Source organism: Paraburkholderia eburnea, assembly GCF_002917095.1.
Lineage (GTDB): Bacteria > Pseudomonadota > Gammaproteobacteria > Burkholderiales > Burkholderiaceae > Paraburkholderia > Paraburkholderia eburnea.
In genome coordinates this window covers 37,623-63,504 of sequence record NZ_PQGA01000024.1, presented here as the reverse complement: position 1 = coordinate 63,504, position 25,882 = coordinate 37,623, and the positions used below count along the sequence as shown (strand labels likewise).

The 25,882-nt window shown below is 60.9% G+C and carries 21 protein-coding genes; 9 read left to right on the top strand and 12 right to left on the bottom strand.

Annotation, left to right across the window (positions count from 1 at the left end):
* The first annotated feature begins 8 nt into the window (after positions 1–8).
* Positions 9–887 carry a crotonase/enoyl-CoA hydratase family protein gene (locus B0G62_RS27435; RefSeq protein ID WP_103707319.1) on the top strand — a complete coding sequence of 293 codons (879 nt, stop codon included), beginning with the start codon at positions 9–11 and terminating at the stop codon, positions 885–887.
* 215 nt (positions 888–1,102) lie between these two features.
* Here B0G62_RS27435 and B0G62_RS27430 read toward each other — a convergent pair whose 3' ends face one another.
* From B0G62_RS27430 to B0G62_RS27400, 8 genes are all read right to left on the bottom strand, one after another.
* Positions 1,103–2,371, bottom strand: coding sequence for a DUF3734 domain-containing protein (locus B0G62_RS27430; RefSeq protein WP_103707318.1), 1,269 nt, complete (start codon positions 2,369–2,371; stop codon positions 1,103–1,105).
* A 9-nt stretch (positions 2,372–2,380) separates the two neighbouring features.
* Positions 2,381–3,163 carry a 3-hydroxybutyrate dehydrogenase gene (locus B0G62_RS27425; RefSeq protein ID WP_103707317.1) on the bottom strand — a complete coding sequence of 261 codons (783 nt, stop codon included), beginning with the start codon at positions 3,161–3,163 and terminating at the stop codon, positions 2,381–2,383.
* Positions 3,164–3,191: 28 nt separating this feature from the next.
* On the bottom strand, positions 3,192–4,007 hold the full coding sequence (locus tag B0G62_RS27420; protein WP_103707316.1) for an acetoacetate decarboxylase: 816 nt from the start codon (positions 4,005–4,007) through the stop codon (positions 3,192–3,194).
* A gap of 367 nt (positions 4,008–4,374) precedes the next feature.
* Entirely contained in the window at positions 4,375–4,923 is a 549-nt protein-coding gene (locus B0G62_RS27415; protein WP_244193395.1) for an acyloxyacyl hydrolase, read from the bottom strand.
* The gene (locus tag B0G62_RS31820; RefSeq protein ID WP_167401349.1) at positions 4,808–5,191 is read right to left on the bottom strand and encodes a hypothetical protein; all 384 of its coding nucleotides are present in this window, start codon (positions 5,189–5,191) and stop codon (positions 4,808–4,810) included. The genes B0G62_RS27415 and B0G62_RS31820 overlap by 116 nt, the downstream gene beginning before the upstream one ends.
* 213 nt (positions 5,192–5,404) lie before the next feature.
* Complete coding sequence (locus B0G62_RS27410) at positions 5,405–5,890, bottom strand: pyridoxamine 5'-phosphate oxidase family protein (RefSeq protein ID WP_103707334.1); 486 nt, start codon at positions 5,888–5,890, stop codon at positions 5,405–5,407.
* Positions 5,891–5,956: 66 nt separating this feature from the next.
* On the bottom strand, positions 5,957–7,390 hold the full coding sequence (locus B0G62_RS27405) for a nicotinate phosphoribosyltransferase (RefSeq protein WP_103707314.1): 1,434 nt from the start codon (positions 7,388–7,390) through the stop codon (positions 5,957–5,959).
* A gap of 85 nt (positions 7,391–7,475) precedes the next feature.
* Positions 7,476–8,513, bottom strand: a complete 1,038-nt coding sequence (locus B0G62_RS27400) for a bifunctional nicotinamide-nucleotide adenylyltransferase/Nudix hydroxylase (RefSeq protein WP_103707313.1) — start codon at positions 8,511–8,513, stop codon at positions 7,476–7,478.
* Between the two features lie 250 nt (positions 8,514–8,763).
* Between B0G62_RS27400 and B0G62_RS27395 the strand changes: the two genes are divergently transcribed.
* The gene (locus tag B0G62_RS27395; RefSeq protein ID WP_103707312.1) at positions 8,764–9,228 is read left to right on the top strand and encodes an SET domain-containing protein; all 465 of its coding nucleotides are present in this window, start codon (positions 8,764–8,766) and stop codon (positions 9,226–9,228) included.
* A gap of 300 nt (positions 9,229–9,528) precedes the next feature.
* Here B0G62_RS27395 and B0G62_RS27390 read toward each other — a convergent pair whose 3' ends face one another.
* Positions 9,529–10,908: a replication initiation protein gene (locus B0G62_RS27390; protein ID WP_103707311.1), complete on the bottom strand. Its 1,380-nt coding sequence runs from the start codon at positions 10,906–10,908 to the stop codon at positions 9,529–9,531.
* 553 nt (positions 10,909–11,461) lie between these two features.
* On the opposite strand from B0G62_RS27390, the gene B0G62_RS31485 reads away from it, so the two are divergent.
* The 4 genes from B0G62_RS31485 (at position 11,462) to B0G62_RS31480 (ending at position 14,823) form a co-directional block, all read left to right on the top strand.
* A complete protein-coding gene (locus B0G62_RS31485) occupies positions 11,462–11,791 on the top strand; it encodes a hypothetical protein (RefSeq protein ID WP_146055368.1) in 330 nt (109 codons plus the stop codon).
* A 442-nt stretch (positions 11,792–12,233) separates the two neighbouring features.
* A complete protein-coding gene (locus tag B0G62_RS27385) occupies positions 12,234–13,442 on the top strand; it encodes an AAA family ATPase (protein WP_027816482.1) in 1,209 nt (402 codons plus the stop codon).
* Entirely contained in the window at positions 13,439–14,431 is a 993-nt protein-coding gene (locus B0G62_RS27380; RefSeq protein WP_103707310.1) for a ParB/RepB/Spo0J family partition protein, read from the top strand. Before B0G62_RS27385 ends, B0G62_RS27380 begins: the two co-directional genes overlap by 4 nt.
* A 23-nt stretch (positions 14,432–14,454) precedes the next feature.
* Positions 14,455–14,823, top strand: coding sequence for a hypothetical protein (locus B0G62_RS31480; RefSeq protein ID WP_146055367.1), 369 nt, complete (start codon positions 14,455–14,457; stop codon positions 14,821–14,823).
* Between the two features lie 2,182 nt (positions 14,824–17,005).
* Here B0G62_RS31480 and B0G62_RS27375 read toward each other — a convergent pair.
* The 3 genes from B0G62_RS27375 to B0G62_RS27365 all read right to left on the bottom strand — a co-directional run bounded on the left by B0G62_RS27375 (position 17,006) and on the right by B0G62_RS27365 (position 19,825).
* Positions 17,006–17,596: a flavin reductase family protein gene (locus tag B0G62_RS27375; protein WP_103707309.1), complete on the bottom strand. Its 591-nt coding sequence runs from the start codon at positions 17,594–17,596 to the stop codon at positions 17,006–17,008.
* 106 nt (positions 17,597–17,702) lie between these two features.
* Positions 17,703–18,779, bottom strand: coding sequence for a cell division protein ZapE (zapE, locus tag B0G62_RS27370; protein ID WP_103707308.1), 1,077 nt, complete (start codon positions 18,777–18,779; stop codon positions 17,703–17,705).
* Between the two features lie 113 nt (positions 18,780–18,892).
* A complete protein-coding gene (locus B0G62_RS27365) occupies positions 18,893–19,825 on the bottom strand; it encodes a LysR family transcriptional regulator (protein WP_103707307.1) in 933 nt (310 codons plus the stop codon).
* A 225-nt stretch (positions 19,826–20,050) separates the two neighbouring features.
* Here B0G62_RS27365 and B0G62_RS27360 point away from each other — a divergent pair, with 225 nt between their 5' ends.
* The 3 genes from B0G62_RS27360 to B0G62_RS27350 all read left to right on the top strand — a co-directional run bounded on the left by B0G62_RS27360 (position 20,051) and on the right by B0G62_RS27350 (position 25,882).
* Positions 20,051–20,824: a putative hydro-lyase gene (locus B0G62_RS27360; RefSeq protein ID WP_103707306.1), complete on the top strand. Its 774-nt coding sequence runs from the start codon at positions 20,051–20,053 to the stop codon at positions 20,822–20,824.
* 49 nt (positions 20,825–20,873) lie between these two features.
* On the top strand, positions 20,874–22,172 hold the full coding sequence (locus B0G62_RS27355; protein WP_103707305.1) for an MFS transporter: 1,299 nt from the start codon (positions 20,874–20,876) through the stop codon (positions 22,170–22,172).
* Between the two features lie 101 nt (positions 22,173–22,273).
* Positions 22,274–25,882, top strand: coding sequence for a hydantoinase B/oxoprolinase family protein (locus B0G62_RS27350; RefSeq protein ID WP_407671189.1), 3,609 nt, complete (start codon positions 22,274–22,276; stop codon positions 25,880–25,882).

Genomic DNA, 25,882 nt, shown 5'->3' with positions numbered 1-25,882 from the left:
AGGACACCATGACTGATACCGCCCAACCGTCATTCGAGACGCTGCGCTACGCCGTCGAGGACGGCATCGCCACAATCACGCTGCATCGCCCCGAAAAGCTCAACGCTTTCACCGCGACGATGATGCAGGAGCTGATCGCGGCCTTCGACGCCACCGACGCCGACGACGCCGTGCGCTGCGTGATCGTCACCGGCTCGGGCCGCGCGTTCTGCGCGGGCGCCGATCTGTCCTCGGGCGGCGAGACCTTCGACTACGCGAAGCGCCTGGGAACGAGCGAGGAGACCGTGCATCGCGACGGCGGCGGCCGTGTGGCGCTGCGCATCTTCCGCAGCCTCAAGCCCGTGATCGCGGCGGTCAACGGGCCGGCGGTCGGCATCGGCGTGACGATGCAGTTGCCGATGGACATCCGCCTCGCGTCCAGCGACGCCAAATTCGGCTTCGTGTTCGGGCGGCGCGGCATCACGCCGGAAGCCGCGTCGTCATGGTTTCTTTCGCGCGTGGTGGGGATTTCGTCGGCGCTCGAATGGTGCTACACGGGCCGCGTCTTCACCGCGGACGAAGCGCTCGCGCGCGGCCTCGTGCGCTCCGTCCACGCGCCCGGCGATCTGCTGGGCGCCGCAACGGCGCTCGCGCGCGAGATCGCCGATAACACCGCGCCGGTTTCCGCGGCCATCTCGCGCCAGATGATCTGGCGCATGGCGGGCGCGAGTCATCCGATGGAGGCGCACCGGCTGGACAGCCGCGCGATCCAGTCACGCGGGCGCTCGGCCGACGCCGCCGAAGGCGTGAGCGCGTTCCTGGAAAAGCGCCCTGCCGCGTTTCCGAACCGTGTTTCCACGGACATGCCGGACTTTTTCGACTGGCAAAGCGAGCCGCCCTTCGCCTGATCGCGGCCCTTGGCGTGACAGGCGTGTTATGCGTGAGTATCTGCAACGCCATCCGCGTATTCATCGCGACGCCGTGCAGCCCGAATTCGGGCTGCGCGTCTATCAGCATCCTTCGGACTACGACATGTAGCAGCGCCCGCGAGGCGCACAGGATAAACGCGGCGAACGCGAAAGCGCACTCGCCGCCTGGGGTCACACTTCGTGCCGGACGCGCCTTACGCGGGCAATTGCAAGTCCACCGGCTCGTGAGCCGTCGGCAGATCGTTGCGGTCGGATTCCGGCACCTCGCCCGCGCGGCGGTGGATATCGTGCGTCACGAAACCCTGCTCGCGGCTCGGCACCGTGAACCAGTCGGGATGCGAGAACGACGCGCGAATATCTTCCAGTCCGCTCGACCAGTGCTCCTCCATCGTATCGATGCTGAACTCGTAGTCCTTGTAGTGGCCTTCATACGGTTTGTTCTTGTAGATCAGATGCACCACGTTGATCGAAGAGCCGTCGGCCACGGTTTCGGCGAGCCGGAACAGCGGGTCGCTGCGGCGAGCATCGGCCGGCACGTGCTCCAGTAGCTCCTTGATGAAGCGTGCGTGCTTCTGGCGGTCGGCGAGCATGTTGGTGATGGCGCGCGTGCGGCTCGAATACTGGATGTCCTTCGCGCGCTCGGCCACGTCGAGGAAGTCGGCGGGCGCATTACCGCTGGCGCTCCATAGATCGACCTGAAAAACCAGCGTGTCCTTGTGGTCCGCATCACGCAGCACCTCCGTGAGCGGGGTATTCGAAACCAGACCGCCGTCCCAGTAGTATTCGCCTTCGATCTCGACGGCAGGAAAGCCCGGCGGCAGCGCGCCGGAGGCCATGAAGTGCTCGGGTTCGAGGCGCATCTTCGTGTTGTCGAAGTACACCAGGTTGCCGCTGCGCACGTTCACGGCGCCCACCGACACCCGGATCGGCCCATCGTTGATGCGCTCGAAATCGGCGAAGCGTTGCAGGGTCGCCTTGAGCGCGGCGGTGTCGTAATAGCTCACCGCGCTGGGCGGCGTCTTATGGAGGCCCGCGACCGGCAGTGGCCGGCGCGGCGCGAAAAAGCCGGGCTGACCTTCGGTGAGCGCGCGGCCCGCAGCCCACATGCTGGCCCAGCGGCGCGCAAGGTCGTTGTGACCGAACAGCGGCAGCGCAAGCGAGCCAAGATTGCCGAACCAGTCGAGCGGATGGCAGATCGACTCCCAGAAGCCGCGCAAGGCGGCGACGCGCTGCTCGGGCGCGTTGCCCGCGATGATCGCCGTGTTGAGCGCGCCGATCGACACGCCCGCGATCCAGTGCGGTTCCACGCCCGCCTGCGCAAGCCCTTCGAACACGCCGGCCTGATAGGAGCCGAGCGCGCCGCCGCCTTGCAGGACGAGTGCGATTTCGTCGTAGCGCGGCAACTCAAACGGCTTGCGCTCCGGGTTGTGCGCTTTATGGGCGATTGTATTGCTGCTGCGCATAGACACTCCTTAGTGCATCGACCAGCCGTGCGTGACGAGCACCGATTGGCCCGTCAGCGCGTTGGAGCCGAAGCCCGCGAGGAAGGCGACGGTGTTGGCGACGTCGTCGAGCGAGGTGAATTCGCCATCGACGGTGTCCTTGAGCATCACGTTCTTGACGACCTCCGCTTCGGTAATGCCCAGCGCCTTCGCCTGCTCGGGAATCTGCTTGTCCACCAGCGGCGTGCGCACGAAGCCCGGGCAAACCACATTGGCGCGCACGCCGCGCGGACCGCCTTCCTTGGCGACCACGCGCGCAAGACCGAGCAGACCGTGCTTGGCCGTCACATAGGCAGCCTTGAGCTTCGACGCTTCGTGCGAGTGCACCGAGCCCATGTAGACGATCGAGCCGCCCTTGCCGCTGCCGTACATGTGCTTGAGCACGGCCTTGGTGGTGAGGAACGCGCCGTCAAGGTGGATCGCGAGCATCTTCTTCCAGTCGCCGAAGGCGAATTCATCGACGGGGCTGATGATCTGGATGCCGGCGTTGGAGACCAGCACGTCGATGCCGCCGAACACCTTCGCCGCTTCTTCGATACCCGCGTTCACGGCTTCTTCATTGGTGACGTCCATCGCCACCGCGAGCGCCCGGCCGCCAGCCGAAACGATGCTGTCAGCAACCTTGCCCGCCGCGGCTAGATTCAGGTCGGCGATCACGACCGCTGCGCCCTGCTGCGCGAACGTACGCGCGCAATGTTCGCCAATTCCGCTTGCTGCGCCGGTAATCACGGCGACCTTGTTATTCAACGACATAAGTAATCCTTATTGAATCGGGTAAAAATCAGACCAGTGCGGGTTCTTCATCGCTCTGACGCGCCGGTTTATCGGCGATATCAGCGGTATCGGCCGTCGCGGCGAGATAGTCGAAAGCGACTTCGCCGACATCCAGCGTGAGATTCGCAATCACGTGACGCGCACCCACCACGCGGCGCACCGGCAGATCCGCGACGGGCGCAAGCGCGTGCGGATGCAGTTCGATTGCCGCCGGACCGCTCCACGCGCCCAGCACCGTCACGTCGCGCAGATAGAAGCGCACGAGTTCGCAGATGCGCGCCGTGCCGTCCACGTGCGGAATCACTTTGAGCAGGTAGTTGGGCGTATCGGCGAGCTTGCGGCGCTCGTCTTCGTTATTGAGTACATGGTGCTTGTAACCCATCGTGCCCGTGGCCACGCGCTGCGTGCCATAGTCGAGCGTGCCGAGCAGCGTGTCGTTGCCGTCCACGCTCAGCACCGGGCGCGCGAGCTTCTTCGGAAAGCCCCAGATCTCGCGGCCGCCTGCGATCGGGCCTTCATCGTCGAGATACATCGAGTGCGTGTAGTTGGCCAGACGCCCCTGCGGATCGCGCACCGAGACCACCTGCCCGCTTTCGGTGTAATCGCCGAAACCCGATGAATCCGGCATGCGGATGAACTCGTAATGCACGAGATTATTTTCGGGCTTGAGCGGCTCGGGCACGATGGCGCGCAGCGCATCGGGGTCCGTTTCGTAGGTGATGACGAAATATTCGCGATTGATAAAGCGAAACGGCGGGCGCGGATACGCGGGATTGTGTACCGGCATTGCAAACGCCTCGCGGCGAATTTGTGCTAGATCCATGCTGTCCTCATGACTGAGCTGCGGTAAAACGTCGCGACTAATCATAGAGGCGAATCGCTCGCCTGGTGGCATCCGATATCAACAAACACCGTTGCGATTCTGGCAATTAAGAAGGCATTTGAAAGGAAATGCCCGTATATTATTCACGACTCCATCATGCCCCTTTCATACCTCGAATCTATTTGTTTCGTTTTTGTACCTTGTTCGTTGCATGGATCGATTAAGTAGCGAATCTAGTGAAAATAAGAGAAGAAGTGCAGGTTGACGTGATCGCGTAATTCGTTGCACCTGCAACCATAATGCGAAAATAAATAAAAAACGCGCGCTACGTGTGGACGCAGGCGCGCGTAGGCGGTGCTCGCAGGTTTTAGAAGTTGTACTGCACGTAGATCTGGCTGAAATTAATGCCGGGGTTGGGGTGTTTGAGCCCGGCATTCGACAGATGCTGGAAGCGCAAACCCGCCTGGTAATTCTGGTGCTCGCCGAACTGCGCGCCTACGCCCACCATGTCCGCGAACTGGAACGACGATGAAAAGCTCCGGTCCGGTGTTTCGTCCACGTGCGAGAGCAACCGCACGCCCACGCCCGCTTCGACGAATGGCCGGATATAGCCTGAATTCCTGATGAAGCGGAACACCGGCGTAAAGCCGAACTCCCAGATGTTTGCGTTAGCGGACGGTTTCTCGCGGATGTCCCAGTACGCCACGTGACCTTCGCCGACCACGGTGAAGTGATAGCCGCCGATATTCCACCACTGCCAACCCGGATCCCACACGACGCCGAGATCCGCTTTCCTTACGTCATGGTCGGCAACGCCGCCGGCAAATTGAATGCCCCATTGATCCGCGTGCGCGGCGGTCGAACCTACGCACATCCCGGCAATGAGAACAGCGAGAGGTAATCTTGTTTTTCGCATTTTCCTCACTCTTTTGAATTTTGATTCTGGCGCGCGTGATGCTTGAATCTCTAAGTACCGAATCGAACACCCGGCGGATTATAAATTCAGCGGCATATTTGTTTGCGTCACGCCAACGCAATGCTTTATTTACAAAAGAGGGAAAATCGGAATACCTGAAAATACGCAATGACGTGTTGCGCCGATTGCCGGTAATGCGGGCAAAAAAAAGACCTCCGCCTTTGCGCAAGCGGAGGTCGAAGTCGGTTTGGAGACCAGCGTTGTTCATCGCTTGAACAGCGCTGGTAGATAATAATGATCCTGAGCCTCGCGGTAAATGCGAAGGGGCGCATCAGACCATTGCAATCATCGAAGCAATAAGCGCTTTAAACACCACCATAGGCGAGAAGCGCGACGGCATTGTCGATCTGGTCTGGTGCGGCCAAGCCCTGGTGGGCATGGCGCTGATGGCAACGTTATTTGTGCACGCCGCCGATCTGCCTCAGCCTTGAACGTGAGTGCGCAGCATCGCGATCTGTTCGCGCCAGCGCGCCACGGCGGCGTCACGTTCGTAAAGGCGAAACGTCACGCCGCTCAGAACCTCGGCGTACTTCGCGCGATGTATGTCCACTTGTTCGACTTGCAGGCGAAACACGCTCAAGCCGAGCGCTGTCTGTTGCTCGGCCACCAGGCGCGCACGGGCGCGGATCTCTAGCAACGCGCCGTCGTGCACCAGCGAAAGCGTGAGACGTCCATCGCGCCGCATGTTCTGCGCCGTGTTCGAGTTCGGCCACATCGCCACCAGCAGCGTCTGCGCGTCGAGCGCCAGCACTTCGCCCACGCTCAGTTGAGCGCCATGCGGCCAGCCATCCGCGCCAAGCGTCGAGACGCGGATCGCTTCGTGCGCATGGGCTTCCAGGTGATCGCCGTCGAGTGCGGTAAGCAAGGGCAGCGGCAAAGCGCTCGCATCGGCTTGGGGGTCTTGCATCGGCTTCTCCTGATCGAACGCATGCATGCGCCGCAAGCCCGGCTCGGGGCGCATGCAATGAGCGGTTTAAACCTCGTCGGCGTGTGCGCGCTCGCGGATTGCATCGAGCGTCACATCCACGCACAGTTTGCCGTTTTCATAGACGGTTTCAAGCGCGTCCTCCCAGTCGCGTTCGAGCATGCGGTCTTCCCACGCGAGCGGCAGCGCGGCCGTACGGTACTCGCCCGTGCGACGGTTGCGCAGCAGTGTGAGGCGCCCCATCTTCGAGCGCTTGCCGCTGTCGGTGACGGGGGCCTTGCGCACGCCCGTCCAGGTGTCGCCCAGACGGATAGCCGAGCACTTCATCGCAAAACGCTGCGTATCGCGGTCCACGCGCTGCAACAGCGCACCGCCCATGCCGAAGGTGACGTTGTCGGCGGCATAGCCCGCATCGTCGAGCGTGGCGAGGATCGCTTCGATCGAGGCTTCGTCGACGCCATCGCCCTGGATCACGCGCACGGTCTTCAACACACGGCGGCCACGGCTATTGAGCGTCGAGCCGAACGCCGCATCGAGCGCCCGCACGGTCTTCATCACGATCTCAACAGGCTCGCCGGAGTCGGGCCGGATGACCAGCATCGCGCCGGATTCGAGCACCGCCTGCTTCAACTCGCCGCCCCACATGTCGAGCGCCGCGAACAGATCGTACGAATCGGACACCACCGACACGATCGCCCCAGGCTTGCCGAACTGCGCGAGCATGTTGCGATAGGCATCGGCTTCGCGTTCGCGGCCCCACGACGTAATCGTGCTGTGCTCCGCCGCGGGCACGGAATACGCGGCCATCGACGCGTGGTAGAAGCGGTTCGCGGCCATCACGCCCAGCACGGTATCGGAGCCCATGAAGCTCACCAGATGGGCCGCGCCGCCGATCGCGGCGCTTTCCGCGCTTGAGACGCCGCGCGCGCCGAAGTCGTGCAGCTTGAACGGCAGTTGCGAAAGATCGTCGCTCGTCTTGCGCAGATAGCGGCCGATCGTTTTGCGCAGATGCCAGCTTTGTGTCGCCACGGTGATCGGATACCAGAGACGCAACAACATCGATTCGATATACGAAGCAATCCAGAATACCCGGGGATCGTCACACTCGACCGTCATGAGCACGTTGTGGGTGGGTACGACCGAGCCTTCCGGCACCGCGCGGATGCGCACTGGCAGATAGCCGTCATATTGCTCGACGATGTAGCGCCAGTCCGCTTCGTTGAACGGCTCGCCATGGGCGCTGAAAAAGCACTTTGATTCATCGATCATCTGCGCCGTGACGGGCCTGCAAAGATATTCCTTCGCGAGCATCTGCAGGCCGAAAAACACCGTGCGGTCATAACGTCCGCCGCGCGACTCGACATACGAGAACATGCCCGTCGCTTCGGGCGGATATTGCACGAAGTGAGACGCCTTATAGGAGTCCGTATTAATCACCGGATTGGCGAGAACGGAAGCGAACGTGTCGAAATGGGCTTGCATGGCTAGAGCTCCTCTATGCCGTTGAGAATCCGCCGGGTCTATCCCAGCGGGTAAAACTTCTATTAGTGCGCGGCTCGCCGCGCGCTCAGAGCTTCCCCAGGAAGTGATACGCAATGTCGAAATGATCCTCGAACATCACGTCGCGCATACGCGCGAACGTGTTAAGCGGCACCCAGCGTGCCTTGTCGGCGTCGTCGCCGCCCTTCACGCGCGGCAGTTCGCCCACCGGAAAATGGAACAGGAAGGCATGCGTGATGGTGCGTCCGCGCAGCGAGCGCTGGGGATGGTCGAAGACCTGGCGATCCTTGATCGAGCCGCGCAGGACGGGCTCGGGCAGCTTCAGACCGGTCTCTTCGCGCAGCTCGCGAATGCAGGCCGTCTCAAGCCGCTCGTCCTGATTGACGAAGCCACCCGGCAGCGCCCACAGGCCACGGCCCGGCTCGCTGCGGCGGCGCACGAGCAGGATATGGCCGGAGTGCACCACGAGGGCATCGACGGTCACGAAGGTCACGGGGTACGGCGCTGCCGCCCAGGCCTTTTGATAGCCTGCGATGAATTCCGCTTCCGACTTCAGTTGCGCGAATTCAGGCCGCGTGCGAAAGCGTTCGAGCCAGTCGTGCACGGGCGCCGGCACGGCCCACGAGACGAAGCTGTTGTTGCGCTCCGCAAACAGCTGCTCGCGAATCTCGGTGGCCGAGATGTCCTCGGTGGCGTCCGTTTCAACGAATTCCCACTGCGGAAACATGCGCAGATAGTAGGAACTGCCGTCCTTCTCGTGGCCAATCAGACCGATACGGCGGCCCGATGTGTCGCCCAGTTCGGACGCCACGGCGTCCTGGATCCAGCGCAGCCAGTCGCCGTCGTTGTACATCGAGTCCTGCACCGGCGCGATGACGACCCGCTCGCGCTCGTCTTCATCGAAGAGAGCGAGGATCATCTGGCGGCGTTCGTCGTACGAGAACGGGTCCTTGATGGTGCGCGGCCGGTCGGTCGAGCCGATCAGGATGCACACGCGGGTGGCCTGGCTGAGCGCACGGCGCAGCACATCGAGGTGACCGCGATGCGGAGGCTGGAAACGGCCAATGAAAATCAGTGCGTCGAAACGCTGGGTCAGCTTGCTCATGAGGCTCCCTCAAGAGATTGGCGGTCGTGGGTCTTTCCCTTGACCGAGGCTGCATCGTAACGCTGCTCTGGCGATCGCGTCAAACCGTTTTGCCGCGCAGGGATATCGCGACGCTAGCAACGAAGGTGCATCGACATATTCGAAACGTCATATTCGCGACTATTTTCTCGACTTATACTCGGCGCGGATACTTGGCCAGCATTGCGTCATTTCCCCTTCCCTTGCCGTTTTTGTTCCTGTTATCGCAATCATGAAACGTGTGTCCGTCCGGCAATCTCCAGTGCATGGCAAAGGCGTGTTCGCGCTCCGTCCGTTACGGGCGGGAGAGCGCATCTTCGAATACAAGGGCATGGTGACCACGTGGCGCGAGGCGGCGCGCTGGAACGCACGCCGCGAAGTCTCCGGACACACCTTCCTGTTCGGTCTTTCGGATGGACGTGTGATCGACGGCGGGCGCGGGGGTAATGGCGCACGCTGGCTCAATCACGCGTGTGCGGCGAACTGCGAAGCCGTCGAAGGCGATGGGCGCGTGTATATCGAAGCCATCCGCGATATCGCCGCCGGCGAAGAATTGTTCATCGATTACGCGCTGGAAATCGACGAACAGGTGGATAGCGAAGCGCAGCGCGAATACGCGTGCCGCTGCGGCACGCAATGCTGCCGCGGCACCATGCTGGGCGCTGGAGCGCCCCAAACGGTCGCAATCGTCGCGTGATCTTATAAGGATTCCCAGGTAATTTCCGTGCGTGTTCAAGCGGGGACGCATACGTGGGGAACATCGAAGTCGCCGCTATCGCAGTGCGCGAGTTATCCACAGTTTTTGTTGGCAACCTTGTGGATACTCCCTGGAACGAATCACCCAAGTCATTGATCCAGCGACGATATTCTTCCCGATCCTTCGGCTTCGCACTGCTGCCTGCAGGCTATGCGGCCCCTCGTGCCCGGGCTGCCGCGCGAGCGACGCTTTCGTCGCTCAACGCGTCCGTTTAATCACCCAAAAGATCGAAAACGCCCATCACAGGCCGGTTTGCTTGAGCTTGCCGTACACGAACTGCCCGAAGTACCAGGACAGATCGGAGTGGTTGAGAATGTTTGCGTCGGAGAGCGCGGTCGCCTCCAGCTTCAGGCGGCGCAGCATGAGCTTGCCAGCCTGCGAGGCGGTGTAGAGGCGCACGAGTTCCTTGCGGGTTTTCTCGTCGGCCGATTCGAAGTGCTCGCGGCCACGCTGCACTTCGTCGTTGCGGCGCGCGCGCGCCTCTTCGTCGCGCGCGGCGATGCTCTGCTTCACGGCGGTGGTGACGGCGGCCTTGGCCGTTTCCTCGGCGTCCACGGCAGCGGCACGCTCGCTCTGGATCGCGACCATCTTGCGCTCGGCCTCCGAGACCTGCCAGTTATGGCTCAGCGCCTTCATAAGGTAACCGGCAGGACTCTTGGTGACCTTGCCCTGGTTCAGACGGAAACGCGTGTACTCGATCGCCTGCTGAATGCGCTCGTCGGTCCAGTTCGCACGATGCTCGGCGATCACGTCGAACTGCTTGTTGCTCAGGCCGAACTCCTCCTTGAGCGTGAGCAGCAGATCGTGGGCATCGGGCTGACGGCTCAGCATGGCCGCGACCGTGTCCTTGCGCTTGAGGCGAAAGCGGATCTTGTTGATCTTGCGCGAGGTCCCCGAATCGGCGCGCGTCTCGTAGCTCACGTCGATGTCGGACAGTTCGTTGATCTGCTTGACCGCGGGATCGAGGTACTTCGGCCGGAAGTGCTTGAACTCCGAAGCGCTCGAACCGAGCTTGCCCGGCCAGCGCCGCATGACGTCCAGCTCGATCCAGTCTGTCAGACCAGCGGCTACATAGGGCTGCACGTAGTCGTAGATCGCGCGCGCAAAGGTCTGCGAAAACGCTGCCGTGATGCACAGGTTGAGCCAGTGGTGCTTTTCGGGGCCCGTGATATGACGCAGCATCAGCGGCGGGATACGGAACTGGATGCGCCCCTTGCCGATCTTGACGCTGCCCATCAACTGCTCGGAAATCCACTGGTCGTCCTCGCTGGGCGCGCGCTCGGGCGGCGTGTCGGTCACTTCGATCAGCACACGCTGCGCTTCCTTGATGACGCTCTGGAGATGGCGCACATTGCGGCTCTCATAGCGCATCAGCCACTTGAAGTAGTTGAGGTCGACGTCGTAAGTCTCATGCGGAACCGGCTCCTGAGCCGCGATGAAATACGCAGCGTCAATGAAACGCCGCGACGACAGGCCAAGCCCGTTGATGGCAACGAAAACGTTGTTGCGCTGAAAGCCGATCTCTCTCGTGCTTTCGCTGATTGGCTGTCCGGACATCTCTTCGAACAACCCGAGCGACATCTGCTGGGTGGTCGTCCTGCGTCCGCTGTCCTCCGACATTCGTGTGCTCTCCGTCGATATTGGCGGGGACTCTATCACTCCGTTTACACAAGTCAACACAATAACCGTTACCTCAAACGCTGCCCGCGAGACCGTCGGCACAAAAACCGTGCCGTATTGCACAAAGACCTCTGCATCTGCTGCACAAAAAACGGCACTCGGGTGCACATAAAACGGTGCTTCTTGCACATAGACCGGTGCTTTTCAGGCTTAACTAATTGAAACTAAAGGCTTCGAGTGCCTACGTTAGTGGGTTTGTAGGTTTTTTGTTTTTAAGTAAACAAACCAACCGCGCACAAAAAGAGATGCTTCGCGTGGAATTTTGCGCTTAGCAGCTTTCAAGGTAGGGGGATTTTGATCATCCTGGGATGGAAACCGAGGCTGGAGATGGCAAGTTTGCCTATTTGACGGGCATCCCAGGGTTTACACGATGATAGGGGCGAAAGAACGAGGCGTGAAAGGGTAACGTTTTCTGTGCGGCAGTTCGATTCGAAGGTAACGATTAATGTGCTGCGGCGGGAGACCAGGAAAAATGGAAGGATCCGCCCGGCGAATGCAACGATCAGGTAACGGTTTGTGTGCGAAGTCCCGCGCGGGATCCTTTGGTAGTGGTTTTTGTGCAGCGGCAGCGGATGGCGGCAGAGGTAACGTTTCTTGTGCGCACCTGAATCTGAGCTGGAACACGGTGTTTTTAGCAGAGGGGCCGCGCCGAGGTAACGATTTTTGTGCGGACATGCTGAACTCAGGGGTTATTCTGGCTGAGGGGACGTCTCTGTTGGGGCAGATTTCTGTTGCTTTTGCGGAAGCGGAATTTTGTGGTCACGGTTTTTGTGCATTTCGCTGGAATCGCATTAGTGCGGCAGCCGCGATGGAAGTCTGGTAACGGTTTTTGTGCCGTTTGCACTCTCGGGCTGTGTACACGAAACGCCGGACGACACAAAATCCGTTACCGTGTTTCCCTCACAATAAAGACGCTTTCACTAATTCGCGAAATTGCACAAAAAACGTGACCTCGGCGCTGAACCGGGTCGGGTCATCCCGGTTTTAGATTTGGATGGGAAGAGGAGGAGCGGCGTTGACAGTTTGCTCGCGTGCTGCGGATTGGGTTTTTGCCTAAAAAATAGGCAGACCGTCAGAGAGGCACTTAATCGCCTGCTAGGGGGCTCGGCCGTTCGGGATAGCCCAACGGCTGGACGAACCTTCGGGAGGCCGTCAAAACGCGAATAAAAAGGCCGCTTTTTTCAAAAAGCGGTCTCAATCGGTGTGTTTCGATACGCTTTTCCTGTATTCTACGCTTTATCTAAATTCCGATGAAAAGCGTATTAATGGCAAAGACTATCGAATTTCCATCAATTGACCGGCGCGTCGATCTTTCGGCAGTAACGCAGTTTGCGGAAGAGGCGGGTCTTCTGTCAGAAGAGCTTCGGGAAATGATGCTGGCGCCGAAGCCGCGCAAGATGGCACCTACGTTTACCTCGGCCCAGGTCGCGGAGATGTGCGGCATCGACCGGATCAAGCTCAATAATCTTTTGGCGACGCGCGAGGGCCTGCCCCAGGGTGAAGCGCAAGGTTCAGGACGTAGTCGGGTGTTTACCTTGCCCGAAGCGCGCGTCTGGGTGCAGCAGGTATCGGATATTTATCAGACTCCGCTGCACACTGGCGTGCGCGATGCCGATGGCAAGGTGATTCTGGTCGCGAACTTCAAGGGCGGCTCGACCAAAACCACGACGACGATGTGCCTCGCACAGGGTCTGACGCTGCGTGGCCGCCGTGTGCTGCTCATCGACCTCGACCCGCAGGCGTCACTCACCGAGCTTTGCGGCCTCTATGCGGAAAAGGAAGTGACCGAGGACAGCACGGTCCTGCCGTACATTTATGACCCGCAAATGGAAGGCGGTTTGCTGAATTTTGTTCAACCGACCTATTGGGATGGTCTTGACGTCATTCCGGCGCACCCGACGTTGTTCTCGGCGGAATTCCACATTCCTGGAACCGTCATCAAGAATCCGGGCTTCAAGTTCTGGGATTTGCTGCGCGAAGGCGTGCAGACGCTGCGTCAGCACTACGACTACATCATTCTCGATACCGCGCCGTCACTGTCGTATCTCACCATTAATGCGCTGATGGCGGCCGACGCGATGGTGATGCCGCTCGTGCCGGAAAGCCTCGACTTCATCAGTTCGGTCTCGTTCTGGAGTCTCTTCTCCGACCTCGCGCACACGATCATGGAGCGCGGCGACGAAAAGACTTACGACTTCGTCTCGGTACTCCTGTCGAAGGTGGATTACGGCAAGACATCGTCGGCGCCCGTGGTGCGCTCGTGGGTGCAGCGCACCTATAAGGATTGGGTGAGCTCGGTGGAGGTGCCAGCGAGTTCGGCCATGAGCAATGGCGCGCTGGCGATGGCGACGGTATTCGACATCAGTAAGGGCGATCTCGCCGACAAGACGGTCGCACGTGTGCGACAGCCGCTCACGGACTACGTGCGCTGGATCGACGATCTTTACGTTGAACAATGGAGGGCCGGGAAATGAGTTCGTTCCGCGACAAGATGGCGGCCAAGACCGCCGAACTCGGCTCAGCGTCCGAGCGTCAAGCCACCGAGCGCGCGGCACCGGCGGCACCGGAGCCGCGTCGCAGCAGCGCGTTCAAGACCGGTCCGGGCATGCTGGGCGCGCTGGCCGTGGCCCAACAACGCATCCAGGAACTCGAAACGAATAGCGACAAGCTGCTATTGCCGGTCAGTTCGATCCAGCCGAATCCGTGGCAGCCGCGCAAGATTTTCAGCGACGAGGGACTGGCCTCGCTCGCGGAATCGATCCGCGAAGTGGGCCTCGTCGAGCCGGTCGTTGTGCGTCGGGCGGATCACGGTTATCAGTTGATTGCCGGTGAGCGTCGTCTGCGCGCTCACGTGATTTTGCATGCAGAGGAAATTCGAGCCTCGGTGATCGAATGCTCTGACCAGGATATGGCTGTGCTTGCACTGGTCGAGAATGTCGGGCGCGAAGATCTGACGGACTATGAAATCGGTCAGTCGCTTCGTCGCGCGGAGCAGGAATTCCCGACGCGCACGCGCATGGCCGAGGCACTTGGGATGTCGCGCAAGGGCCTGTATCGCTTTCTCTCGTTCGACAAGTTGCCCGATTTCATTCGACGAGATCTGGATCTGAACCCGCGTTTGCTGGGCGGGTCGGCGGCGGACGAAATCGTATCGGCGATCAAGAAGCACGGCGCGGGTGGACTGCTGGCTGCGCGTGAGCTGTGGCCAGCTGTCGTAGCGGGTACGCTTGATCAGGGGAAACTGGCAGCGGCGATCGGTGCACAGTCGAACCGGGGCGAAAGCGAACAGAGCGTTTCGGAGCGCAGTATCGAGAAGATTTTTTCGGGCAAGAGCCACGCGGGGAGCATCACGAAGGACACGAATAGCTTTACCGTGAAGCTTAAGACCGGGGTGCTTTCGGATGCCCAGGAGACGCAGATTCGCGAACTTATCAGCCAGTTGTTTAATGTGAAACCTGGCTGAAGCGAGTTAGTGAAAGTCTGCAGATGGAAGAAGCCCGCGAAAGCGGGCTTTTTTATGGCTGGCTGCGGGGCGTGTGTCGAGTCGACACAGGGATTGGGACGGGAAGGGAAGGTGCATTGCTAGATATGTCTTGTGTCGACTCGACACAAGCGGGCGGGATTTTGGCCATGCGGGTGACGGGCTTTGATAGCGACGGCGCGGAACGTTGGGATGCTTTTCGGCAAGAAGTTGTTTATGTGTCGAGTCGACACGCGATCAACTCCGGCGGGGCCGTGGACATGAATGAAGAGGCACGGGAAGAATACTTGCCTCGTCTGACTCCACCTGTGTCGAGTCGACACAGGTGCGGAGGGGTACAGCGCTTCATTTTCAATTGCCTGTTCAACGCTTGAATTACCTGACCTGGATGTGCCGACTGAGCGCAAGTCACCAGCCGTGGATCAGTTTCATGATGTTCCGTAGCGTAATCCATTCGAAAACTTGTACCCACGTCGGTGCTGTGAATGAATGGGTTGCACGCCGCGGCGGCGCTCGCTCGGATTGCGGGGGGTGTACAGAATTGCTTGACCAGCTTTGCTACCAATCCTTGAACTATGCTGACGCCATCTCCTTGACCGTTCCCGCAGCGCCGCCAGGCGGTGACGACTCGATCCAATTGGGGAGACTAAAGAGTGGAATCCTCGTCCAGTTGCATACACGAGAGGCCATGGACCGTGCGCAGGTTCACCACCGACAGGTGCTCAAACATGCCCTATCCGGACAATATGGTGTGTCGAGTCGACACGCTTCGGTACTCGCGTCCAGCGTTGCGGTCCCGGCAGTACGGAATGATGGAGCGGTAGCTATCCCACAGAGACAATGCAACTGCGCGTTGAAGCGAGCATGATTCCGGTTTCCCACCGACTATTTGGTATCGATCATAGTCGTACGTTTGCGCCGCGCAGCTGTGTACGAGTACCTGGAATCCGAAGAACTTGCGACTGCGTCAAGGTTTGCGTCGTCCTACCCTCACCTCGTGGAGGACGATAAGCAGCTGAGCGGGGAAAGGATCGGATGTGCCTGATATGACGGTTCTCTTCGCTCTGACTGCAAAGGGCTGAAGTTGTCACAAGGCCTCCACAGCAAATGCAAGCGCGATTGTCGGCGCGACATGTGTCGAACCGACACATGTCGCGCTATATGGCTTAATTATTAAAGCTGCGATCCAGCTAACTGGGGCGAGAGCGTACCGCTGTTGAAGCGTGTTACGAATCCAGCTATCCCTTTGAGGCTCCCGGTGAGCCGAGTGTCGAGGAACTTGTGTCAACTCGACACAGAGGTAGGCAGACGTACCATGCCGAACAAATTTGACTCGCCGGTTCGGCTATGCCTGGCGGAAGACGAAAGAGGGCAACGCTTAGACGTATAGGGAGCGGCGGCCCGTGCATTCCGACGTCCATGACACAGCAAGAACGCGGCAGTGTGTCGCTTCGACACAAGCTGAAAATCGCCATCCGGTAGGACTGCGAAAGCGCCACCGGCGGCTTTGGCGCGTACTCTATCTAACGTGACGACTTGGCAGAGCCACAGCCGAAGGTGGGTCGGCGATCCGGTATCCCCGATGGAGTCTTGCGGATTCGTCGATGTATGAGCAGCGTCGGGTACACCGCGTCCACACGAACGCTACTTGCTAACGTCGGATTTAAAGGGCACTTCGTAAGCGCCTTGCCCCGAATCTTTTTTCGTGCCGTCGAGCACCCGATCACACCGCCGTTAGCAGGGGCTCATCTGCTACTCGCGGGACAACTTATCCCACTTTTCCCGACTCGATGCCATCAACAGGGCTGATCGTCGGTCGAACTCCTTCATCCTGCGATGAGCGCGTTAAGAGGCAAACGTTGTCCTCAGTTCCTGGCGAGCGCCCTTGGGTTAGAGGACGCAGAGACCTAGCTATGAATATCCATAGGAGTGGCGCAAGCCGCGGAGCAGTATGCATCCGGTGGATTCCACGGGATCTCACGCAAACGTTCGGGTACAAATGTCCGTTGAGGAAAGAAGAACCCACAGATCCAATAAATGCAACTAACTGAAAAATTCAGTGACAAATCAAGTGCCCACAATACTGGTCGCTTGAAGGGCAAGATAGTCGAGGGCCGGCAGTTACTCAGGTATCGCTCAACTGCTAGCGACGTCGCTCGAAGCCTCCATTTTTCGGGCTGGTGTTGCAGAAGCAATTCTTCGGCAATCATGAAGCAAAATCGCGGACTTTTCCTCGCAGACTCTAGCTTCTACGCATTAAATTCACCCATTTACCCCAGTGCGTGAAACATTCGCGCCAATTCGAATAAACCGGTAAAATCCTTATGCGACAAGACTTTGCGCCCGAAAAACTCATCACCGTGAGGAATGTTTCACGCAAAGATCCGTTTTCGGACCCCAAAGATGAAGTATCGGAGAAGCACATCTTCCGATCGACGCCAAAATAATCCGATTCGTATCTTTCACTACGTATTCTGTAGTTAATTTGGTGCGCAATCAAAAAAGCTGCGGCGCTATACACAACGCTGCGGATTTCATCAAATCCCCGCTAAACCCTTACCCAGCAAGCATCCGAGCCTTTACCGCATCACTTGCGAGCGCAAAATTCCCGGCGCCCAAATGGTGAATGGTATGCAGGTCGCGATTGCTGTCGTCAAACACCCAATGGCCGCCGGAAAAAATGCGCGGATCCGCTGCTGCCGACACTACCTCGCAAAAGCACGTGTCATACGCATCCTCGGTGTGTTTCTCAGGAATCAGCTTGCATTCCATCCAGGCTGCGATCCCTGTCTCAAGCACGGGCACACCCAGTACTGGACCTTTCACCGAGTCGATACCAAATTGCGTAAATTTGTCGGCGTCTCGTCCACTGACACTGCCGACAGCAAAAGCGAGATCCATCGCCGCTGCCCCCGGCACGCTGATGCCAAAAGTGCCGCTCGCGTGAATCAACTCTCGCGTGAAGGTTTTCTTGTCGATCACCACAGCAATGCGCGGCGGCGTGAATTCAACCGGCATCGACCAGGCGGCGGCCATCACGTTGTGACGCGTGCCGTCTGAACTCGTGACCAGGATGGTCGGGCCGTGATTGATGAGGCGGCTCGCATGTTCGAGCGCAACGGGTTTGAAGCGGGAGAGGGTGTCCATTGTGTTGTTTGTCCTTCGTGTCAGGGTGCGAGGGACTGTACAACAGTTGGAAAAACGGTGTGGAGCTGCCCGCGCGCGGCACGCTCGTGGATGGGCGCTACGTGAATTACCCGGCGGCGACCGGCGAGGCCGACGCCCGATGCGCCCGTTCGAGTTCAATCACATAAGCACTCGATTGCATTTCGGCGAGCCTGCTCGTGGTGCGCGACACATCATGCGCGCCATCGAGTCCTTCGAGCGCCGCGCGCACCGGCCGGTCCGAGGCGATGAACAGCGCGTGCTTGCGGTCATAAAGAATATCGATCAGCCAGACGAAGCGCTGCAGCACATCATTGCGCTGGAGCATCGCGGTCTCCAGCCGGTCGAGAATCACGCCGCGCCAACGCTCGGCGAGCGCGAGATAGTCCAGATGCGAGCGAGGCGTGCCGTACAGCGCGTCGAAATCGACCCACACCAGTTGCTTGCCCGCAGCCGTGACCGGAAGCAATCGCCCGGCCACTTCGACATCGGCGGGATGAATGGCCGCCTGCGCTTCGTAGTCGGCGAAGATCGTCCACAACGCTTCGCGCGTGTCGTCGAGCGGCGAGAAGTAGCGAAGTTGTGTCGACTCGACACGGTTTTCGCGGTAGTCGCGCGGACCGTCGAACGTGACGACATCGAAATGGTGCTCGATGCGGGCGATGGTCGGCTCGAAGCGCTCGTGAAACTCGGGATCGGGCAGCAGGTTGCGCGGCGCGTAGTTCGAGGTGAGCACGATGCGCGTGCCGCACGCTAGCGCCGCTTCCAGAAAACGGCCGATCAGAAACGCATCGGCGATGTCGTGCACATGAAATTCGTCGAAGTAGAGCAGATCGACACCATCAAGCCATGCGCGCGACACATCGCCGAGCCGGTCGTCGCTGCGCGGCGCCTGCACGACCAGCCGATTGATGTCGCGAATGAACTGATGGAAATGGATGCGCCTTTTCGCGCAGGTCGCGAGCGCGTAGATCGTGTCGACGATCAGGCTCTTGCCGCGTCCCGGCAGGCCATGACAATACACGCCGCGATGTTCGCGACCCGCCGCGTCCGCGCGCTCACCGTGGAGCAGGGCGCAGAGCGCGTCGATCGCCCGTTGCTGGCTTTCGTCCGCGACGATCTCCTTTTCGGCGAGTGCGTGGGCGATTGCGGACGGCTCGATCATGTGCAGGCTTTGAAAACAGCGGTGTGGAGGCAATGCGCGTGCTCCACGCGCGGAGGCGCCAGTTTACCAGCGCGATTGCGCAATCTGTCGCCAGGCTCGCCGCCGCGCGCGCCTTACAGGCGCTCGATCAGTCGCCGGTCGCCGTGCTCGCAGTAGTCATGGCATGCAGTGCGCGCGGCGTTGGCGGCGCCGTGCACGAAGAGCGGCGCGTCCGCGCGCCGCGACATCGACACCACGATTGACGGGGGCGAGGGTTGCAAGGGCAGTTCGACTACTTCGCCGCGCGCAATGAGATCGTCGACGAAGAGGCGCGGAATCGCGGCTACGCCAAATCCGTCGCGCACAAGTTGCACGATCACCGAAATCGATGGCGAGCCGGTAATACGTGTCTCGGAGAGCGGCACGCCGTTCGCGAGTGCGAGCTTGCCGACGATGTCTTCCAGTGCCCGATGCGGCGCGGTTCCGCGCCCGAAGGTGAGAATCGGCTGGCGCAGCACGCGCTTTGCAAGCCCGCTGCGCGATAGCGGCAGCAGCCCCGCGCGCGCGATCCAGTGCACAGGGTAATTCGCCAGTGCGTCACATACTACGGATTCCTCATCACTTCCTTCTACGCGCACGATCAGATCGAGTTCGCCGGCCATCAGGCGTCGTTGCAGTACGACGCTCACGTCCACCGCAAGCTCGACTTCGAGTTGCGGATAGTCGTTTGCGAGACGGCGCATATAGTCTGCCAGCCAGCTATGCACGACGGTTTCGATCACGCCGAGCCGCAGTTTGCCGCGCATCGTGCCTTCATTGGACGCGGCGGCCTGCAACTGGCGGGTCGCCTCGACGACGGCTTTCGCGTAACCGAGCAGGTATTCACCATTCGGCGTGAGCCGGAATTCGCGGCTCTCGCGATCGACCAGCACGGTCTGCAGTTCTTCTTCGAGCGTTTTCAGGCGCTGCGAGATGGCAGCGGGCGTGGCGTGCAACGCGCTCGCGGTCGTGCGAAAACTGCGCAGCTTGGCGAGCGTGACGAAGGTCTCCAGAAAGCGGGTGTTCATGGCGTGAGGCGCGCGACAAGAGGAAGAAAGCGCTTCAAAAAAAGGCAACGTGACCCGGGAAAACCCGTGGTTTCGTTAAGAAATTCTATCCGCCGATGGCTAGAAAAACTAGTTGGCGTCAAATTTTCTTCTTTTTTAAGCTATGTCTCAGGGCAAACGATCCGTTGTGCATCACTTGCGGCGATCACGCCAACCCTTCCGTCATCGATAAAAAGCAGGCTCAACATGACCCCGTATGAATTCCGCCAGGCCGTGCGTCACGGCGATTTCCGTGGATCGACAGCCGGCCACTGCGGCGACTACGCGCAGGCCAATCTGGCGATCCTGCCCGCCGCGTTCGCGCACGATTTTCTGCGCTTCTGTCATGCGAATCCCAAGGCGTGTCCGCTGCTGGGCGTGGGCGAACCGGGCGATTTCCGCCTACCCGTGCTCGGCCGTGACATCGACATTCGCACCGACGTGCCCGCCTATAACATCTATCGTGACGGTGTCCTAAGCGAATGCGTCGAATCGATCGAAGCCTTGTGGCAAGACGATTTCGTGGTGTTCGCGATCGGTTGCTCGTTTTCGTTCGAACAGATGCTTGCGAAGGAAGGCATCGGGCTGCGCCACGTGGAAGAGGGCCGTAACGTGCCGATGTATCGCACCCGGATCGCGAACCGCCGCGCCGGAGTGTTCGGTGGCGAACTGGTCGTATCGATGCGCCCGCTGTGCGGCGCCGATGCGATTCGCGCCGTGCAGATCACGAGCCGCTTTCCTGGCGTACACGGGGCGCCCGTGCATATCGGCGCCGCGGCGGAGTTGGGCATCGCCGATCTTGCGCGGCCCGAGTTCGGCGACGCGGTGACCATCCATCCAGGTGAGTTGCCCGTCTACTGGGCGTGCGGCGTGACGCCCCAGACGGCGCTGATGGCCGCGAAGTTGCCGCTTGCGATTGCCCACGCGCCCGGCCACATGCTGATGACCGACATCACCAATGCGTCGCTAGCCGTGTTCTAGGCCAGCCGGCGCCGGAATTTCCCCACGCGTCTATCAACAGGAGCGACAGATGGACAGCAAGACATTCGCAGCGAGCGCGGGCGAGACCGCCGAGACCGACAGCGGTACGCAGCTTTCCTGGTATGCCGAAGCAGGTCCACGCGCGCGCCGCGCGTTCTGGAGCTGCAAGGTCGGCTACATGCTCGACGGCATGGACACACAGATGCTGTCTTTCGTGATTCCCACGCTGGTCGCGACCTGGGGCATTTCGCTTGGCGACGCAGGCTTTATTGGCACCTTGACGCTGTTATCGTCGGCGCTCGGCGGCTGGATAGCGGGCATTCTTTCGGATCGCATTGGCCGCGTGCGCACGCTGCAACTCACTGTGCTCTGGTTCGCGCTTTTCACCGGCCTGTGCGGTCTCGTGCAGAACTACCACCAGTTGCTCGCTGCACGCGCGCTGATGGGCTTCGGCTTTGGCGGCGAATGGACGGCGGGCGCCGTGCTGATTGGCGAAGTGATCCGCGCGCGCGACCGCGGCAAGGCGGTAGGCCTCGTGCAGTCGGGCTGGGCGATAGGCTGGGGCATCGCCGCGCTGCTGTACGCCGTACTGTTTTCGGTGATGGCGCCGGAAATTGCGTGGCGCGTGTTGTTTCTGATCGGCCTCGTGCCCGCGCTACTGGTTCTGGCGATTCGCCGATATGTAAAGGAACCCGAAGTATTTGAGCAATCGAAGGCTGCGCAGCAAGAGTCGAACGACGTGCCGCGCTTCACCGAAATCTTCGCGCCGAAGCTGCTTTCGACGACCCTGCGCGCGGCGTTGCTGACGACGGGCGCGCAGGGCGGCTACTACGCGATCACGACCTGGCTGCCGACTTTTCTCAAAACCGAGCGTCATCTCACGGTAATGGGCACCGGCGGTTATCTGGCGATGATCATTGTGGGCTCCTACATCGGCTATCTGTCGAGCGCGTGGCTGACCGACCGCCTTGGCCGCAAGCCCAATTTCATTCTGTTCGCGGTCGGATCGATGGCGATTGCCTTTGCCTATACGTCGCTGCCGCTCACGAATGCTTCGATGCTGTGGCTTGGTTTTCCGCTCGGCTTCTTTGCGTCCGGCATCTTTTCGGGCATGGGCGCGTTTCTCACCGAGCTCTTTCCGACCCGCGTACGCGGATCGGGACAGGGATTCTGCTACAACGTGGGCCGCGCGATCGGGGCGCTGTTTCCCGTGTTGATCGGTGCGTTGTCAAAACAGTTTGGTCTTGGCACGAGCATCGGCATGTTCGCCGTCGCCGCCTACGGCGTGCTGATCATCGCGGCGCTCACGCTGCCCGAAACGCGCGGCCGCGAACTCGAGTCAGCCTGATTTTCAAGGCTCGTTTCGCACGAGCCCTATATCGGTCAATATTATTTCGTCATCCTTATAGAAAGTGAGTCATGAATCGCGATCAAACCCCTGACACATGCATGCCTTCCCGCTGGCAATTCTGGATCGACCGCGGAGGCACCTTCACCGATATTGTCGCGCGCCGCCCGGATGGTTCGCTCACCACGCACAAACTGCTCTCCGAAAACCCCGAGCAGTATCGCGACGCCGCCGTGGCCGGCATCCGTCATCTGCTGGGACTGGCCGCCGATGAGCCGATCACGCCGCGTGACGTCGAGATGGTCAAGATGGGTACGACCGTCGCTACGAATGCACTGCTGGAGCGTAAGGGCGAAGCCGTGGCGCTCGTGACGACGCGAGGTTTCCGTGACGTCCTGCGCATCGCCTATCAGAACAGGCCGCGCCTGTTCGATCTCGACATCGCGATGCCGGAAGCGCTTTACGAACGCGTCGTCGAGATCGACGAACGGGTGAGTGCGCAGGGTGACATTGTCGAAACGCTCGACCTGGATCGCGCCGGGAAGTCGCTGCGCGAGGTCTACGAAGCGGGTATCCGTGCGCTCGCGATCGTGTTGATTCACGGTTATCGTCATACCGCGCACGAAAGCGCACTCGCGACGCTGGCACGGGGCATTGGCTTCACGCAAGTGTCGGTGTCGCACGAAGTTTCACCGCTCATGAAAATGGTCTCGCGCGGCGACACGACGGTGGTTGACGCCTACCTTTCGCCGATTCTGCGCCGCTATGTCGATCAGGTCGCGAGCGAAATGCCGGGCGTCAATCTGCAATTCATGCAGAGCAGCGGCGGACTCACGCGCGCCGACCGTTTCCAGGGCAAGGATGCGATTCTCTCCGGGCCGGCCGGCGGCATCGTCGGCATGGTGCGTGCCGCACAGGCGGCGGGCTTCGAGCGGGTAATCGGCTTCGACATGGGCGGCACTTCGACCGACGTATCGCATTTCAATGGCGAATTCGAGCGCGTGTTCGAAACCCAGGTGGCAGGCGTGCGTATGCGCGCGCCGATGATGAGCATTCACACCGTCGCGGCGGGCGGCGGTTCGGTGTTGGGCTTCGACGGCGCACGTCTGCGCGTCGGTCCCGATTCGGCGGGTGCGAATCCGGGCCCGTGCGCGTATCGCAGAGGCGGCCCGCTGACCGTGACCGACTGCAACGTCATGCTCGGCAAGATTCAGTCCGACTGGTTCCCGCGCGTGTTCGGACCGCATGCGAACGAAGCGCTCGACCGCGCGGCGGTGGTCGAGCGCTTCAATGCGCTGGCCGATACGATTTTCGCGGCGACCGGCCGGCGCCGCTCGCCGGAAGACATCGCCGAAGGCTATCTGGAGATCGCCATCGGCAGCATGGCGAATGCCATCAAGAAAATTTCGGTGCAGCGAGGCCACGATGTTTCGCAGTACGTACTCACGACCTTCGGCGGCGCGGGCGGTCAGCATGCGTGTGGCGTGGCGGACGCCCTGGGCATGAGCCGTGTGTTCGCGCATCCGTTCGCGGGCGTGCTCTCGGCCTTCGGCATGGGACTCGCCGATCAGACCGCGATGCGCGAGCGCGCGCTCGAAGTCGTGCTGGAAGACGCGTCGCTCGCCGGCGTCGAAGCCGCGCTCGATGCTCTCGCGCAGGAAGCCGTCGGCGCGCTGCGTGAACAGGGCGTTGACGCCGCGCGCATCACCGCTGTGCGACGCGTGCATCTGCGTTATCAGGGCACGGATTCGGCGCTTGCGGTGAACGCAGGTAGCGTGGCCGCGATGCGTGCGGCGTTCGACGCCGCCTACCGTCAACGCTACGCGTTCCTGATGCCCGATACGCCGCTCGTCGTCGAGCTGGCGTCGGTCGAGGCGATCGGCGTGGCCGATGCGCAGGCCGTGACGGCCACGCTTGCATCGCGCGAAGCCCACGCGGTACCGATCGCGCAAGCCAGCGTGCGTTTCTATTCGGGCGGCTGCTGGCACGACGCCGCGCTTTATCAGCGCGACACACTCATGGCCGGCGATGTGCTCGACGGCCCCGCGATCATCGCGGAAAAGAATGGCACCACCGTGGTCGAACCCGGCTGGCAGGCCACGCTAACTGAACAGGGCAACGTGGTCATGACGCGCGTGGCGCCGCTGCCCACGCGTCGCTCGATCGGCACCGAGGCCGATCCGGTGCGCCTCGAAATCTTCAATAACCTCTTCATGTCGATCGCCGAGCAGATGGGTTTGCGCCTGCAAAACACGGCCTGTTCGGTGAACATCAAGGAGCGTCTCGACTTTTCGTGCGCGATTTTCGACGCGCTCGGCAACCTCATCGCGAACGCCCCGCACATGCCCGTGCATCTGGGATCGATGGGCGAGAGCATCAAGACCGTGATCGAACGCAATCGCGGCACGATGCGCGACGGCGACGTGTTCATGCTCAACGATCCGTATCACGGCGGCACGCACTTGCCGGACGTGACGGTCATCACGCCTGTCTTCGCGGAAGGCCGCGAAGAGCCCTTGTTTTATGTGGGTTCGCGCGGCCATCACGCGGATATCGGCGGGATCACGCCAGGTTCGATGCCCGCGGCTTCGACGCATATCGAAGAAGAAGGTGTACTCATCGACAACTGGCAATTGCTGTCGTCGGGCGTGCTTCGCGAACGCGAAACGCGCGCGCTGCTGGCATCGGGCCGCTATCCCGCGCGCAACATCGATCAGAACATGGCCGATCTGCGCGCCCAGGTCGCCGCGAACCAGAAGGGCGTGGACGAGTTGCGCCGCATGGTTGCGCTATTCGGCCGCGACGTGGTGCTTGCGTTCATGCAGCACGTGCAGGACAACGCGGAAGAAGCGGTGCGCCGCGTGATCGACGCGCTCAAGGACGGCGCGTATCGCTACGAACTGGACAACGGCGCGGTGATCGAAGTGGCGATTCGCGTCGATGCCGGGACGCGCAGCGCGGCAATCGATTTCAGCGGCACGTCGGCGCAGTTGCCGAACAATTTCAACGCGCCGAAGGCCGTGTGTATGGCTGCGGTGCTCTATGTATTCCGCACGCTGGTGGGCGACGATATTCCGCTTAACGCAGGCTGTCTGAAGCCGCTGAGCGTGACGGTGCCCGAGCGATCGATGCTCAATCCCGTGTATCCGGCGGCGGTGGTGTCGGGCAATGTGGAGACGTCGTCGGCGATCACGAACGCACTGTATGGCGCACTCGGCATCGTGGCGTCGAGCCAGGGAACGATGAACAATTTCACTTTCGGCGATGCACGATATCAGTACTACGAAACGATTGCGGGAGGCAGCGGGGCGGGCGAGGGATTCAGCGGCGTGGACGCAGTGCAGACGCATATGACGAACTCGCGCCTGACCGATCCCGAAGTGCTCGAATGGCGCTATCCCGTGCGGCTGGAATCGCATCTGATCCGCGCGGAATCCGGCGGTGCTGGACGCTGGCGCGGCGGTAACGGCGCGGTTAGGCGCATCCGTTTCCTGGCGCCGATGACGGCATCGATTCTCTCGAACAACCGCATTCACGCGCCGTTTGGCGCGGCGGGCGGCAAGGCGGGGAGCGCGGGCAGCAACCGTGTCGAACGCGCGTGCGGCGAGGTCGTCGCGCTCGGTCATATCGCGAGCGTGGAGATGGCCGAAGGCGACGTGTTCGTGGTCGAAACGCCTGGCGGCGGCGGTTACGGGCGCATCGATGCCTGA